Genomic DNA, 14,300 nt, shown 5'->3' with positions numbered 1-14,300 from the left:
TGAGGCACTGGCTCAGTTGCAAATTCCTCTGGGTGGTCTAGTAATCAACCGCTTGATCACAATAGATGACTGGTCAAGTGCCTCCTTAACCTTGCAGGATCGCTACGCTGAGCAGCAGGCAATCCTGGCTCAGTTACAAACTATCGCCCCTGATCGGCCTTTACTGACTATCCCCCTGCAGCCTGAAGAGCCTGTGGGCGGGCCAGCTCTCGATCGTCTGTTTGCTACCCTCAGCCTGTTAACCTCGCCAGTTGCTGTTCCTACAGTCACAACGACGGTAATCATCCCTGCTAAAATCCCACCCAGTTTTCCTGACTTTATTGCTGAAGGACGACGGCTAATTCTAGTAGGTGGCAAGGGGGGTGTAGGCAAGACAACTGTAGCTGCTGCCATTGCCTGGGCCATGGCACACCGACATCCCAACCGTCAGATTCGCGCAATTTCTATTGACCCTGCCCACTCCCTAGGCGATGCTTTCGGGCAATCCCTAGGGCATGAGCCACAGGCCATTGAGTGCAATCCTGACCGCCTCTACCAAGGATTGCCCACCGAAGCAATACAGCCACTTCGCACCATATTCCAGGATTTTCCTAGTTCCAACGGTAACCTGACAGCCCAAGAGGTGGATGCCGATCGCGTCCTTGATCAGTTCCGAGACGACTACCTGTGGGAGCTAGCCGACATGATGAGCGGCGACAGTGATGATGATGCATTGCAGATAGCCTACGGCCCAGAGGCATGGCGAACGATCGTGGCTCAAGCCCTTCCTGGAATTGATGAGATGCTATCTCTAGTCACTGTTATGGATTTGCTTGAACGGCAAGAGCAAGACTTAATCATTCTTGATACAGCCCCCACCGGCCATCTGCTGCGATTTTTGGAAATGCCTACAGCTATGGGTGACTGGTTGGCCTGGATTTTCAAATTGTGGATCAAGTATCAAGACATACTAGGCCACACGGAACTTATAGGGCGCTTGCGTACTCTACGGCAGCGAGTCATACAGACTCAACGGCAGCTTAAGGATCCGCAATACACTGAGTTTATTGGTGTTTTACAAGCACAGACGGCAATCATGGCTGAAGCAGAACGGCTAAGTCAAGCTCTCACTAGGTTAGGCGTTTACCAGCATTACTTAGTCCATAATCGTTATGAACCTGGACAGAGCATTCCTCCTGAGCAGTTTCCAGGGTTAACAACTATCCGTCTCCCCGTTTTGCCACGCTCAGTTACCCCTTTAGCTAGGGTAGCGATCGCCGCCAGTCTATTGTTTTGATAACTATCTAGGTTTTCGTAATCACTGCTGAAAGTTTTAGGCAACATGAAGAGAAATCAAGAGAACGGGTGCGGTAGGACTCGAACCTACGACAGGCGGATTAGAAATCCGCTACTCTATCCAACTGAGTTACGCACCCAAGCTAGCTACTTCTAAACCCGTAACCGCAGACGCAACCGAGACAAATTGTTTGCTACGATGTCACCTTAGCGCCTATACGCATACTGACCATCAAAACCTCTGAAGAAGCAAAACTGGGATTATACTTTTGTTTACGCTAGCACGTAACGTTATTCTCAGTTTAAGCTATTGGAAACGATCTGCTTCTCCATAATTATGCAAGTCGCTGTGAGCCAGTTGAGGCTGCTTAATCAAATTTGCACAAAACTGCAACCCATGAGACTCTGGAGAAGTATGATACGTGTTAAAACAGATGCTGTGCGGTTCGGGTGTAGTGTCCTCATAGCGCAACAGGAAGTTTAAGTCTGGAATCTCATGTTTATCTTAAAGCGGCAGGATGTCGAGATTTCAAATGTACAGCACCCCAGTCGGAATCAGTCGATCCCGATTTTGAGTTATCAGGGGCAGACGTTTCGCTTAATCCAGTGGTTCAATGCTGGCCAAGAAGAAGATGCCAAAGCCCTATGGCGTGATCTGACAGATAATCAGGGCAAAGCTTGTGTACTGTTAGAGGAGCCTGATCGCTACAGCGTTTGGGGCAAAGTCCGGCTAGATCAGCTTGGAGATGACCCAGAGGGAGACTCTGCGCCAACTGCCTATGTACAAGCCTGTTTGCTTCTCTTGCAGGCAGTTTACCTAGATATTGAAGACTTGCTAGGTGCCAAGCAAGTAGGGCTGTTTCAAAAAGATATGATTGATATGTTTCAGAAGTGGAAGTTTCCCCAAGCCGATTCTCCAGATGCTGTTAAGGGACTATTAACAACGGATCCACTTAAGATGTTGCAAGTACCCAGTTGGCAAGACTATCACTTGAACAAGTTGTTGGAAGAGCTACATCAACTAGGCAAAAAGTTTTTTGGTAACACTAGCTTTGCCAATCGTGCGATGGAAACCTTGCAAGACCTATCTGAAGCTGACCAAGCTAGATTTCTAGACTGGTTGAAACAATCTCCCAATGCGAAGCTATGGAAATAGTGCTCTATCAACGTTAAGATTGGTCGAGTCGATGCATTACATCGAGATTTAATGTGTCAGATGTCCGGTTCTATGCTTTTCTTGATGTGAGTTTTGATGTGAGGATTTTTAGCTCTGTAGCCCGTGTTCATTTCAAATCCAATTCGTTGACACTGCTAACTTTGTGGTTGCCGTCCTATGAGCAAATCTATTGATAAACCAGCGAGTGACAAAACTCTTCTGTCAGTGCAGAACGTTGTAATAGCTGGTGTGGCGTGGGGTGTGCTTGCACTACTGTTCTACCTAGTCTTTGGTACAAAGAGTGCTGGTGAAGAATTACCCCAGTGGTATACTATCGGCACCTATGTGTTTGAAATGGTAGCTTTTCTCTGCTCTACGCTGCTATGCTTCCGTAATTGGCGCAGTCCACAAATCGTTAGTGGTCGCAATGTTTGGCTGTTTATTGGGTCTGGCACGCTGCTCTATTTCATTGGACAGGGTATTTTCGGCTACATTGAGCTAGTTCTAGGGCAAGACCCAGAGGTTTCTGTTGCAGACCTTTTCTTCCTGACAGCATATCTCTGCTTCATTGTAGGGATGATGTTAGCTGTGTTTTCCAAGCGGCTATCCCTTGAAATCTGGCAGTGGTTGACGGTCGTTGGCATTGGTGCTGCGGGCATAGCGATCGCGGTTTGGCTGACAGTAGCTAAGCAGCCCCCATCGGTAACCTTGGCAAATTACCGAGCAGCTGTAGTCGCTCAAATTCAGGCCGTCAGGCTTGAACTAGCAAAGGACTTACCGCTGCTGATGCCGTCGGCTAATGCTCAGCCAGCTCCTCCTGTTGCTCCACCAACGCCTAAGGCTTCACCAACGGCTCCTGTAGCTAAGCCTAATCGGCCTGCGTTACCCAAGCCAGTAACTAGCTCGCCCAAACCAGCAACTGGAGCACCCCCGCAGCAAGCATCTCCTACAGTCAAGCCTACTCAGCCTGCTGCCATCCCTAAAGCTGGGACTCAGCCCCCACCTAAGCTATCTCCCTCTCCCGCTACGCGACCTACAACACCACCAGTTGCTAGTCCCAGTCCAACAGTGCCTGAGGGTTCAGAATCGCCTGCAATGCCTGTACCCGAATCACCTGTGGCTGTTGAAGAGCCAACGCTGTTGCAAACTGCTGTCAAAACCTTTTACTTGGCGGCTGATGTGGCTCTATTAGTGATGGCAACAACGCTATTGTTGGCGTTTTGGGGAGGGCGTTTTTCCATATCATGGCGCATGATTGCCGCCGCAGCCTTTTCGTTCTATGTTGCTGATTTGTACTTCCAGCTTGCATCTCGCTCTCTTAATTATCAAAGTGGTGGGGTCTTGGAAGTAGGTTGGGTCTTTAGTGGAGTCTTGTTTGGGTTAGGCGCTGTGCTGGAATATGACCTGTCAACCCGATCGCGTCGAGCCAGTCGTCGGCGCACCTAGTCTAGCTCAGGTTGCATCAGAACAGAAAAATTATCTTTAAAGGATTCCATCAAAAGCAAAATGGATTCAAGAGAGCTAGTGGCATCTTTATCTTAATTTCAGAATATTGGGTGTTTGTAGGCTACAAGCCCTTAAAATTGAGAGAGTCTATGTTGCGTGGTGGTGGCAGTATGACTCCTCCTAAGTTATCTGATGCTGATAAACAGGCGATCGTCGAATTGTATCGCTTGCCTGAAGAGACAGCTTCGACCATTGCTCATCGGTATGGGGTGAGTCCAACAACGGTTGGTCGCATCCTGAAGGCTGGCTTGGCAAGTGAGGAGTATGAGATGCTAGCGCAACAAAAGCGATCGCCACGATCGGTGCTGGGGGCACCTTTGTCAGATAGTCCCTTGGTAGACCATCATGAGGCAACCGATGATGAGATTACTGAAGATGTGGCGGCTGAAGCCTCCAAAACTGCCCTGGATCATACAATCGATGCCGAAGACGAGGGCGATAATAACCCTTTGAGTATTGATGATGGAGCAGGCTCTGACGATGGTTCTAGTTTGGAGTCGCCGCCACGGCTTAGACGGCGACGATCGTCAGCACTAGCCGAATTATCTGATACTCTGGCTGCCAATAACGACTTGGCGGCAGAGTCCCTTATAGAGCTATCCTCAACCACAGACCACGAGTTTTTTTCTCCTATAGATGAGGATGTAGATGAGGATGAGTTAGACGCAGAGATGGATGCTGACTTAGATAGTGATGACATTGATGACGATGCAGACCCACTATTTGAGGAAGATTTTGATGACGATGATCTCACCGATGACGATGACAACTCCGGTAGTTTTATGCTTCGTCAACTACCCGATGAAACTGTGCAGGTCTTACCATTCTCAGAGGCAGTCCTACCCAAAACAGTTTATCTAGTTGTCGATCGCACCTCTGAGTTGGTCACCCATCCCCTTAAGGATTTTGGCGATTTAGGTAACATACCACCCTCGGAAATTCAAGAGACAACCCTGCCTGTGTTTGACAATCACCGCGTAGCCCGACGATTTTCTAAAAAAAACCAGAAGGTAATCAAAGTTCCTGATGGCAAGCTTCTTACTAAAGCATCTGTTCAGCTTCAAGCTAAGGGCATTACTCGCCTGTTAATCGATGGGCACATCTATGCTATCTGAATATGCCATCTGAATCGACCGTGGATTCTGCCAGCAAGCTAACTCTACAATCGACAGGAGCGGCGTTGGCGATCGACCTCCGGTTCCTGCCATGAATAGGCAAAGTGACTAACTCCGCGTAACTGGGGCACAGTTTGTCGTAGGGCTTGCATCTGTGACTCTAAGGGGGGACGGTTACGCACTGATTGTCCCCATGCTCCAGCTAACACTGGTTTCACCTGAGTTCCTTGGGGAGCGTTTGCCAAGACTCGAAGCACTTGGTCAATAATGCAACGAGCATCGTTACAGGTGGCATAGGCCATAGGGTGCCATTCCATGAATGCTGGAAATCGTTCCCAAGCTTGCAGCCGTGAATCATAGCCCTGGCCAATAACCTGATTGCCATCCGGAAAAAACACAACCCCGGAGGTAATGCGGGCACGAAGCAGTGGGTCGATCGCAGTATGCAAAAAATCCACAACACCTTGCACAGCATGAGCCACAGCTAAATACCATAGCTCTTGTTGCAACACAGGCTGACGAACAGCAGCAGGGGGTAGAGGCCGAATATTCATGGGCGATCGTCCATGCCACATTGGCTCTAGCTCATAGGGATATTGTTTGTCCACGGTATCAATATCATTTTGCGTAATATACCCTTGGCTGAGAAATCGCTGAATCAGCGCATATCCCTTTTCGTTTAAGGCTCTGTTGTACAGAGCTTGCCGGGATGCTTCACTATAAATCCATAGGTCAGTTGCCCTAGTAGCGATGGAATTACTTCCTCGGCCTTTGGGGTAGCGAATGTAGTCAAACAACACACCATCAGGTCGGCGCTGGGCAACAGCTTCTACTAGGCGAATATAATCCGCCCTGGCAATAGGGCTATAGGGATCGATGAATAGCTCTTCAGTGTTAATGCTATTTATATCAATCCCAAAACTAGCCGCATGAGCCACTTCTAATGAGGTTTGTCCTCGACCATTGCGGGCAATAGCAGCCTGTCGCCCAGGGACTCGAGCATAGGTTTGACCAAAGTTCATGGTAAACAGCCACGCATAGACTTTTAGCCCCCGATCACGCCCTTTTTGAATGGCTTCAGCCAAGAGATCACGGTTTTCTAACCCTGCATTCCGCAGCACTGGGATCCAAGGAGTGGGGTTGTTGTTGCGAGGCAGCAAGACTTGTCCGCTGTAGAACACTTCGATGTAGACTTCGTTATACCCCAGGTTGACAATGCGATCGAGTACATCCTCGACACCTCCAACACGAGCATCACAGGGATATAGCCGCATCCAGATGCCCTGTTGTGCAGGCCATGCTTGACTCCGACATTGTTGTAACTGTTGGGCATGTTGGGCCACGATCGCAGCGTAGCGGCTTTGGGCATCTCTATCGCCTGCAACAGCTCTGCGTAAATACTCCCGCTTTTGAGCAGCCGCTGATGCTGGGAAACGACAGGTCGCGGCCTGCGCGATCGCAGGGGTAAATGACAAGTGCTGACCACCAAGAATTGCCAATAGAACTACCGCAAATAGAATCACTGGTTGCAACCACCTAGCTGGGCATGGAATCAGCACGGGCATAACTGCACGCAAGGAGTAAGAATACCTCTGGTCAGTGGGAGTCACCCACCTATGGTTATAGCGGATTAGCGAACGATACCTTGGATGCATAGTTGCGAAACTCAACGTTCAATAGTCTCTTGAGATGATGACTGTTGGAATTCATTTACGCCAACATGGATGGCTTCAGAGTGTTACCGCCGATATGAATTTTATGCCCGAATGCTAGGAGTGCATCATCTTGTAGTGACTAACTGGCTAATCAGCATGAGGTTGCAGGCTAAGTATTTTGTTAAGTAGCAGTAAAACCGTAATAATTTCTGGCGATTTGGCCGTCACCTGACTATCCATGTTAAATATCGGAACTATCACCCTAGCTGTGCAGGTTGTCCCGATGGCAGTATCCACCGTTGAGCGCTTCATCCTAGTTGTTGATGCTAATTCTGAGCACGTTCGCACCATTACTACGGCTCTAACAGAGAGTCGAAATCCCTACCGCCTCGTGGCGATCGCCCGTGGTGACGAAGCCCTAGAATTCCTAACTCGTCAAGGACAGCACACCACAGCTCCCCGCCCTGATCTCATTCTGTTAGACCTCGATTTACCAGACACTAACGGACTCGACATCCTAACGGCTATCAAGCAAAATGCACACCTGCGGCGCATTCCCATTATTGTGTTTACCGTCAGCGATCGCAGGGAAGACATTTTCAGAAGCTATGCCTTACAGGGCAACTGCTACGTCATCAAATCTCGTGACTTGCACAACCTGTCAGAAATCGTGCAGCGAATTGAAGAATTTTGGTTAGGAATTGTGACATTGCCATTAGAGTAATAACTTCCACAATCAACTTTTTATATTAATAAAAATGTTTTTTCTCTAAATAATTAGTATTTTTCTCTCGATTCAACTTCATCAAAACCACATACTTTAATCCCTCAAAAAACTTTCTGGATTTATTTAAGAATTACTTCCAACGATCGTCAACTGTTCTGGGATATGCTGCTAAATGTGGAGCAGTACAATAGCTACCTATTCCAGCGTTGAGTTGGGAAGTTTTTAGAGAGGAACTGCCAGCAGTTACTATTGACAGCAGACTTGCAAGACATCCTATTACCGTAGCTACCATACATGGTAGTTAGGTCGCTGGTTTAGCAGTTGATCACAGGCAGTTGCTGTAAGGATCTACACTCTGAGATTGCTGCGTCTTTACTACTTATTTAGTCGCTTTAGTTTAGCCACTTTAGCTGCTAATGTTTGCTCTACACCCTATCCTCAAGTTTGCGTTAATTAGTTCGTGTTGATTGCTAGCTAACTAATAGCTAACTGCTGTGCGTTGCTGGCTATGAATTGTAACTAAACCTAAACTAAGCGAATGTTGCGCAGTGATACCTGGTTTGGTTACAGGAGTTATTTTCTATTCGGAGAAATTAATTATGACTGTTACTACTGTTGAAACTCATGATCATTTAATCAGTCTTAAACAGCCTGAAATTCATCATTTAACAAAAATCCAATCCCACGGCGTATTGCTGGTGTTGAGTGAGCCAGAATTGCAGGTCTTGCAAGTGAGCCAAAATACTGTCCCTCTGCTAGGACTGAAGGTTGATGATGTGTTAGGCAAGTCTTTAGAGACTATTCTTGATCCCTATCAGGTCGATCGCTTCAAGGCTGGTTTGGCTAGCAACAATCTAGAACTAATTAATCCCACAAAGGTGTGGGTGCGGCGCAAGGGAGATGACTACAGCGTGTTCGACGCAATATTTCATCGCACAGTAGATCACACTCTCGTCCTAGAGCTAGAACCTGCTCTTACTCAAGACAGCATTCCCTTCTTGAGCTTCTACCATCTAGCAAAGGCTTCCATTCACCAATTAGAGGCCACGTCCAACCTAGCAGATTTTTACCACATCATTGTGCGAGAAGTACGCAAGGTAACCGGGTTTGATCGGGTCATGCTCTATAAATTTGATGAGGATGGACATGGTGAAGTCGTTGCTGAAGAAAAGCTGGACGAGATGGAACCATTCTTGGGTCTGCATTACCCCGAATCAGACATTCCCAGCACAGCACGGCGAATGTTTCTTTCCAACTGGATTCGGGTGATCCCCAATGCGGCTGCCGAGGCAGTGGATTTGTATCCTGCAGTGAATCCCCTTACCAAACAGCCAACGGATCTCACGCTGTCTATTTTGCGCAGTCCTTACCCTGCCACTTGGAGTACCTGCACAACATGGGTGTGGGAGCATCCCTCACCATTTCTCTTATGAAAGACGATAAGCTGTGGGGCTTAATTGCTTGCCACCATCGCACTCCCATGCTAGTGCCCTACGAACTTCGGAAAGCCTGTGAATTCCTAGGGCGGATGGTGTTTGCTGAGATTGTAACCCGCGAAGAAGAAGCAGATTATAACTACCGCATGAAGGTAGCCCAGGTGCAAAGTGCCTTGGTTGAAGCTATGTCTGAGGCAGACTATTTCATCGATGGGTTGACCTGTCATCATCCCAACCTGTTGGATTTGGTAGATGCACGGGGTGCTGCTGTTTGTTTTAGTGGGCGCTGGGTAACCTTGGGACATACGCCACCAGAGGATGAGTTGAATTTCCTGGTGCAATGGCTGAACAAGCATGTAGAGAGTGAGGTATTTGTTACCAATGCTCTGCCACTGGTCTACTCCGATGCAGAGCGGTTTAAGAATGTAGCTAGTGGCCTGTTGGCAATTCCCATTTCTAAGCGCAGCTATGTCTTGTGGTTCCGTCCAGAGGTGATTCAAACCGTCAACTGGGGTGGCGACCCAAGTCATGCCTACGATGTCGCTGAAGAAGGAGGTACGGTGCGCCTGTGTCCCCGTAAGTCCTTTGAGCTATGGAAAGAGACTGTGTGGCTGAAGTCACTGCCCTGGAAGGCGGTGGAGGTAAAGGCAGCTCTGGAACTACGAAAGGCAATCGTGAACATTATCTTGCGTCAAGCGGAAGAATTGGCACTGTTGGCACAGGATTTGGAGCGATCGAACGCTGAATTGAAAAAGTTTGCCTATGTTGCCTCCCACGATTTACAAGAACCGTTGAATCAAGTGGCCAATTTTGTCCAGTTATTGGAAATGCGGTACAACACCGAATTGGATGATGACGGTAAAGAATTCATTCACTTTGCGGTGGAAGGAGTCAGCCTGATGCAAACCTTGATCGATGATGTGCTGGCTTATTCTAAGGTCGATTTGAAGGGTATTGAATGGGAACTCACTGACCTAAAAGTTGCTCTAGAACTGGCATTGGGTAACCTACGGGGACGAATAACAGAAACGGGTGCGGTCATTACCCATGATCCCTTGCCGACGATCGTTGCTGACAGTACCCAACTCATGCAACTATTCCAAAACCTGATTGGTAATGCCATTAAGTTCCGTAAGCCTGACGTAACGCCCCAGATTCACATCGGGGTGCAGCGGCGTGAAGATGATTGGTTATTCTCCGTGCAGGATAACGGCATTGGTATTGATCCCCGGTTTGCTGAACGCATTTTTGTGATTTTCCAGCGGCTCCATACCCGTGATGAATACCCCGGATCTGGCATGGGGCTAGCGATTTGTAAGAAAATTGTGGAATGCCATCGGGGGCAGATTTGGGTTGAGTCTGCCCTAGGCGAGGGGGCAACCTTCTATTTCACTATTCCCGTGGGGGGGCGCGATCGCAACCATGCTAGTGGACGCACAACTCAAACGTATCCTTTTGGTCGAAGATAACCGGGGTGATATTCGCCTCATTCAGGAAGCATTGAAAAGTACGTCAGTTTCCTGTGAGGTGATCATCACCCGCGATGGTGTAGAAGCAATGACCTATCTGCGGCAGGATGGGGACTATCGAGATGCAGTGCGTCCTGACCTTATCCTGCTAGATTTGAACTTGCCGAAAAAAGATGGCCGGGAAGTGCTAGCAGAAATCAAGGCTGATCCAGTTCTCCAGCATATTCCCATCATTGTGTTGACAACCTCGCGCGATGAAGATGACATCATCAAAAGCTACGATTTACACGTGAACTGTTACATTTCTAAGTCGCGCAACTTAGCTCAGTTATTCAAAATTGTTCGGGGAATTGAGGAATTTTGGTTAGAAACAGCGACATTACCTCCATCTGGGATGCCTCCGATCGCGGCTGGGTAGCAGAACCAGCGCCGCCAGAGACACCATCACCCCCTGTAAACGTGCTATTGGTAGAAGACAACGCCGCCGAAGCTAGGTTGTTGCAAGAAATCCTAAAGAGCACGTTACACCAGCGCTTTATTTTGGCTCATGTGAAACGTCTGGCAGAGGCGATCACCCACTTGACGACCAACCCAACGGATGTGGTCTTACTCGATTTGACCCTGCCAGATAGTGTGGGTTTAGCATCACTAGATACCTTGATTCGAGCTATACCGAGTTTACCAATCGTCGTCTTAACCAACACTAACGATGAGGATCTAGCCGTCAAAGCCGTGCGTCATGGCGCACAGGATTATTTAGTGAAACGGCAAGTTACCCACGAGTTGCTTGTGCGATCGCTACGCTATGCCATTGAGCGGAAACAGACCGCTGAGGCACTGCGAGAGGCCAATGAGGTGTTAGAGCAGCGAGTGCAAGAACGGACTGTTGAACTCAAAAATGCTAACGCTCAGTTGCGTCAAGAAATTGAACAGCGCCAACGGATGCAGGAACGCCTAGAACTGGCACAAAAAGCTGGGAAAATTGGCACTGTGGAGTGGAACCTCCAGACTGATAGCTTTACATGGAGTAGTGATGCTGACCCAGAGTATTTGGCTCCTAGTTCCTTTACTGGGGATTATCACACGTGGCTGCAGATGCTCCATCCCGACGATCGTGCCCGCACGCACGAGGAACTACAGCAAGCCATCGCTACAGGTCAAGGACTAGACACTGAATTTCGTCTAGTCAGCACCACAGACAAGATTCGCTGGATTGCCATCAAGGGCAGTGTTTTCTATGACGATACCGGTCAGCCCCAGCGCATGATGGGCATTTACCTTGATATTACTGATCGCAAACAACTCGAAGCTCAATTTCTGCGGGCACAACGCCTAGAAAGCCTAGGTACTCTTGCCAGTGGCATCGCCCATGACCTTAACAACATCCTCACTCCCATGCTGGCCGTGGTGCAACTGTTGCCCATGAAAGTTCCTAACCTAGACCCCAGCACCAAGCACATCTTAGAAACCCTAGAAACGAGTGCCAAACGGGGAGCCAATCTAGTGAAGCAAATTCTGTCCTTTGCACGGGGGGTAGAAGGTAAGCGAGTTACGCTACAGATCAAACATGTGTTAAGCGAAGTGAAAGGCATTCTAGAGCAAACGTTGCCTAAGTCGATCGCCATTCACATGGCCATCGACCCAAACCTGTGGAATGTCTGTGGAGATGCTACCCAACTGCACCAAGTGGTCATGAATCTCTGTGTTAATGCCCGTGATGCGATGCCCCAGGGAGGCACACTAAGCATTACCGCTCGCAACTTGGCGCTAGACGAGTTCCAGGCCCGCAATTACCTAGAGGGCAAAGTTGGAGACTATGTGGTAGTGACGATCGCTGATACAGGTATAGGCATTGCTCCAGACATTCTGCACCGAATTTTTGACCCTTTTTTCACGACTAAGGAAGTGGGCAAAGGCACTGGACTTGGACTTTCAGCCGTACTGGGTATTGTCAAGAGTCATAACGGCTTTGTGGATGTGCAGAGTCAACCCGCCCAAGGCAGCCAGTTTAGTGTATTTCTACCAGCCTGCGATCGTGACCCTGCCCCGCTCCATGCTCCATTAGGTGTATTGGTTGGTCACCAAGAGTTAATCTTGGTCGTGGATGATGAAGTCGCCATCTGCGAAATCACCAAAACCACTTTAGAAATGCACAACTATCGGGTGTTGACTGCTAACAATGGAGAACAGGCGATCGCCCTAGTTGCTACTCATCACCATGACATCCATTGCGTGTTAATAGATTTAATGATGCCCGTGATGGATGGCCTCACCACCATTGCTCTCTTGCGGCAATTCAACCCAAGCATTTATGCGATCGCCATGAGCGGCCTTAACTCCACTGAAGCTGTCGCTGAGGCTGATCGTCTAGGCTTTCAGGGCTTTTTAGCTAAACCATTCACCACCCAAGAGTTGCTACATGCGCTTCGGCAGAAACCCTTGTGTACACCTCAGTAATTGAGGTTCGGCAAAAGCCAGCTACATCACCCACCAGTTCCTAGTTCATAGTCAGGACTCAAGTCTTTGCCACGAGTTATCTGTAGCCATAGCATGGGAAATTTGTACCGCGTGATATGCAATCTAGCTAGGATGTTGGTAGTGAAGACTTAACTCTTCACTACAAGCCTTAACAGTAATCAATTTGTTCTATCGTTTTTTTGCTATGAGCCGTGGAAGTTGCACAGCGCAGTGCGCCTGATTAAGTCTGCTCGATCCCCTACCTATGCCGGTAGCAAGTATCGACGGAGAAAACTCTCTAAAGACTCTAGTTCAATGCCAAAGATGGCTTCAACTTGGTTGATTTGGTCAGCCGTGCAAAAAAACTCATTCGCTAACAGTGTTCGTAATGTACCTAGAGACTGCTGTCCCTGAGGGTTGATAATCCCCACTAGAGTTCGGGCTGTATCTAGGGCTAGCAGAGGCACGGGGATTACGATCGGCTCTCGTTGAAACAGCCGTCCAAACATCTGGGGAATGTGCTGTCGCTCTAAAATATCAGGGCCGCCAACAGCCAAGACCTGATACCGAGCAGCAGTTAGCGTCACTGCATCGATAGCTAGCCGTGCTAAGTCATCAGTGCTGACGATCGATACTCGACTCTTAGGATTCCCCACTAGCAAATACAGACCTGTCTGGCGAAAAGTCTCTGCTAGAGGTAGCAGGTTAGAGGCAAACCCAGCCGGACGCAAAATTGTGTATGTCAGGCCACTGGCTTGTAGATACCGCTCCACCAATTGCTTAGCCTTAAACACAGGAGCATCATCATAGGTGCGATCGGCTCCTAGCACTGAGATGTAGACAAAATGCTGCACTCCAGCCGCCTTAGCCTGATCAATCAGGTCAATCGTGGCTTGATAGTCAATACTTTGAGCATCACCGTCGGGCCTACTGCCATGGGCACAAATTACAAACTGGATCCCTTGACAGGCTTTTTGAATATCTCGTTCTCGCAGCAGGTTGCCGACAAACACCTCTGCTCCCCGTTGTTCCAGTTCACTATAGCGAGAAGTAAGCCGGACAAAGGCGCGCACAGGCTGATTTCGATCGCGCAGCAATCTGACCACCCGCCGTCCTAGACCACCCGTTGCTCCTGTGACCAAAAACATTGACACCGCTATGTCGTTAAGAATACTTTCATCATGCCATACAGCTAAGCACCCTGCTCAGAGGGAAATTTGCCAGTCTCAAATATCCTAGGATGCATGGGGATCAGTTTTTCTTTATAAATCCCTGACTCTACATCCTTTACTATGATCCTGGTGTTGTTCGGAAAGAATCTATGGGACTCTTTGACCAGATCGTAAGCGCCATCAACAATCCAACGCAAGAAGCTAGCTCTGACCAATTGAGTAATATTCTGAACACAGTTCAGCAAGTTGCTGCTAGTCAGGGCATTGACCTATCCAAAGCTCAATCCGTTTTGTCGATTTTAGGAACCCATGTCCGTACTGCTCTGCAAGCA

At 48.5% G+C, this 14,300-nt stretch carries 10 protein-coding genes, 1 tRNA gene and 1 pseudogene; 9 read left to right on the top strand and 3 right to left on the bottom strand.

Going from position 1 to position 14,300, the window contains the following annotated elements; translation table 11 throughout:
* A partial coding sequence (locus NZ772_03605) for an arsenic transporter (GenBank protein ID MCS6812643.1) occupies positions 1-1,276 on the top strand: 1,276 nt, incomplete at its 5' end.
* Between the two features lie 65 nt (positions 1,277-1,341).
* Here the strand turns inward: NZ772_03605 and NZ772_03600 are convergent.
* Positions 1,342-1,415: transfer RNA gene (locus tag NZ772_03600), tRNA-Arg, on the bottom strand.
* 356 nt (positions 1,416-1,771) lie between these two features.
* Between NZ772_03600 and NZ772_03595 the strand changes: the two genes are divergently transcribed.
* The 3 genes from NZ772_03595 to NZ772_03585 all read left to right on the top strand — a co-directional run bounded on the left by NZ772_03595 (position 1,772) and on the right by NZ772_03585 (position 5,052).
* Positions 1,772-2,431 (top strand): hypothetical protein, encoded by a 660-nt coding sequence (locus NZ772_03595; protein ID MCS6812642.1) that lies wholly within the window; start codon positions 1,772-1,774, stop codon positions 2,429-2,431.
* A 177-nt stretch (positions 2,432-2,608) separates the two neighbouring features.
* Positions 2,609-3,877, top strand: coding sequence for a hypothetical protein (locus NZ772_03590; protein ID MCS6812641.1), 1,269 nt, complete (start codon positions 2,609-2,611; stop codon positions 3,875-3,877).
* Between the two features lie 170 nt (positions 3,878-4,047).
* Positions 4,048-5,052, top strand: coding sequence for a helix-turn-helix domain-containing protein (locus NZ772_03585; protein ID MCS6812640.1), 1,005 nt, complete (start codon positions 4,048-4,050; stop codon positions 5,050-5,052).
* A 44-nt stretch (positions 5,053-5,096) separates the two neighbouring features.
* Here the strand turns inward: NZ772_03585 and NZ772_03580 are convergent, their stop codons facing one another.
* The gene (locus NZ772_03580; protein ID MCS6812639.1) at positions 5,097-6,617 is read right to left on the bottom strand and encodes a family 10 glycosylhydrolase; all 1,521 of its coding nucleotides are present in this window, start codon (positions 6,615-6,617) and stop codon (positions 5,097-5,099) included.
* A 328-nt stretch (positions 6,618-6,945) separates the two neighbouring features.
* Between NZ772_03580 and NZ772_03575 the strand changes: the two genes are divergently transcribed.
* The 4 genes and pseudogenes from NZ772_03575 (at position 6,946) to NZ772_03560 (ending at position 12,796) form a co-directional block, all read left to right on the top strand.
* The gene (locus NZ772_03575; protein ID MCS6812638.1) at positions 6,946-7,431 is read left to right on the top strand and encodes a response regulator; all 486 of its coding nucleotides are present in this window, start codon (positions 6,946-6,948) and stop codon (positions 7,429-7,431) included.
* 602 nt (positions 7,432-8,033) lie between these two features.
* Positions 8,034-10,339 (top strand): annotated as a pseudogene (locus NZ772_03570) (ATP-binding protein).
* A complete protein-coding gene (locus NZ772_03565; GenBank protein ID MCS6812637.1) occupies positions 10,293-10,757 on the top strand; it encodes a response regulator in 465 nt (154 codons plus the stop codon). The pseudogene NZ772_03570 and the gene NZ772_03565 overlap by 47 nt, the downstream one beginning before the upstream one ends.
* Positions 10,700-12,796: a response regulator gene (locus NZ772_03560; protein ID MCS6812636.1), complete on the top strand. Its 2,097-nt coding sequence runs from the start codon at positions 10,700-10,702 to the stop codon at positions 12,794-12,796. Before NZ772_03565 ends, NZ772_03560 begins: the two co-directional genes overlap by 58 nt.
* Positions 12,797-13,059: 263 nt before the next feature.
* Here NZ772_03560 and NZ772_03555 read toward each other — a convergent pair whose 3' ends face one another.
* On the bottom strand, positions 13,060-13,944 hold the full coding sequence (locus tag NZ772_03555) for an SDR family oxidoreductase (protein ID MCS6812635.1): 885 nt from the start codon (positions 13,942-13,944) through the stop codon (positions 13,060-13,062).
* A gap of 173 nt (positions 13,945-14,117) precedes the next feature.
* On the opposite strand from NZ772_03555, the gene NZ772_03550 reads away from it, so the two are divergent.
* Positions 14,118-14,300: hypothetical protein (locus NZ772_03550; protein MCS6812634.1), on the top strand; the 183-nt coding region annotated here is incomplete at its 3' end.

The sequence above is a fragment of the Cyanobacteriota bacterium genome (genome assembly GCA_025054735.1).
GTDB lineage: Bacteria > Cyanobacteriota > Cyanobacteriia > SKYG9 > SKYG9 > SKYG9.
This window is presented reverse-complemented; position numbering and strand designations above follow the sequence as displayed.

What these genes read in the sequence shown, in the direction of transcription:
- NZ772_03565 (MCS6812637.1), top strand. Translation starts at nt 10,293, where the DNA reads ATGCTAGTGGACGCACAACTCAAACGTATCCTTTTGGTCGAAGATAAC.
- NZ772_03585 (MCS6812640.1), top strand. Translation starts at nt 4,048, where the DNA reads ATGACTCCTCCTAAGTTATCTGATGCTGATAAACAGGCGATCGTCGAA.
- NZ772_03555 (MCS6812635.1), bottom strand. Translation starts at nt 13,944, where the DNA reads ATGTTTTTGGTCACAGGAGCAACGGGTGGTCTAGGACGGCGGGTGGTC.
- NZ772_03580 (MCS6812639.1), bottom strand. Translation starts at nt 6,617, where the DNA reads ATGCCCGTGCTGATTCCATGCCCAGCTAGGTGGTTGCAACCAGTGATT.
- NZ772_03595 (MCS6812642.1), top strand. Translation starts at nt 1,772, where the DNA reads ATGTTTATCTTAAAGCGGCAGGATGTCGAGATTTCAAATGTACAGCAC.
- NZ772_03575 (MCS6812638.1), top strand. Translation starts at nt 6,946, where the DNA reads ATGTTAAATATCGGAACTATCACCCTAGCTGTGCAGGTTGTCCCGATG.
- NZ772_03590 (MCS6812641.1), top strand. Translation starts at nt 2,609, where the DNA reads ATGAGCAAATCTATTGATAAACCAGCGAGTGACAAAACTCTTCTGTCA.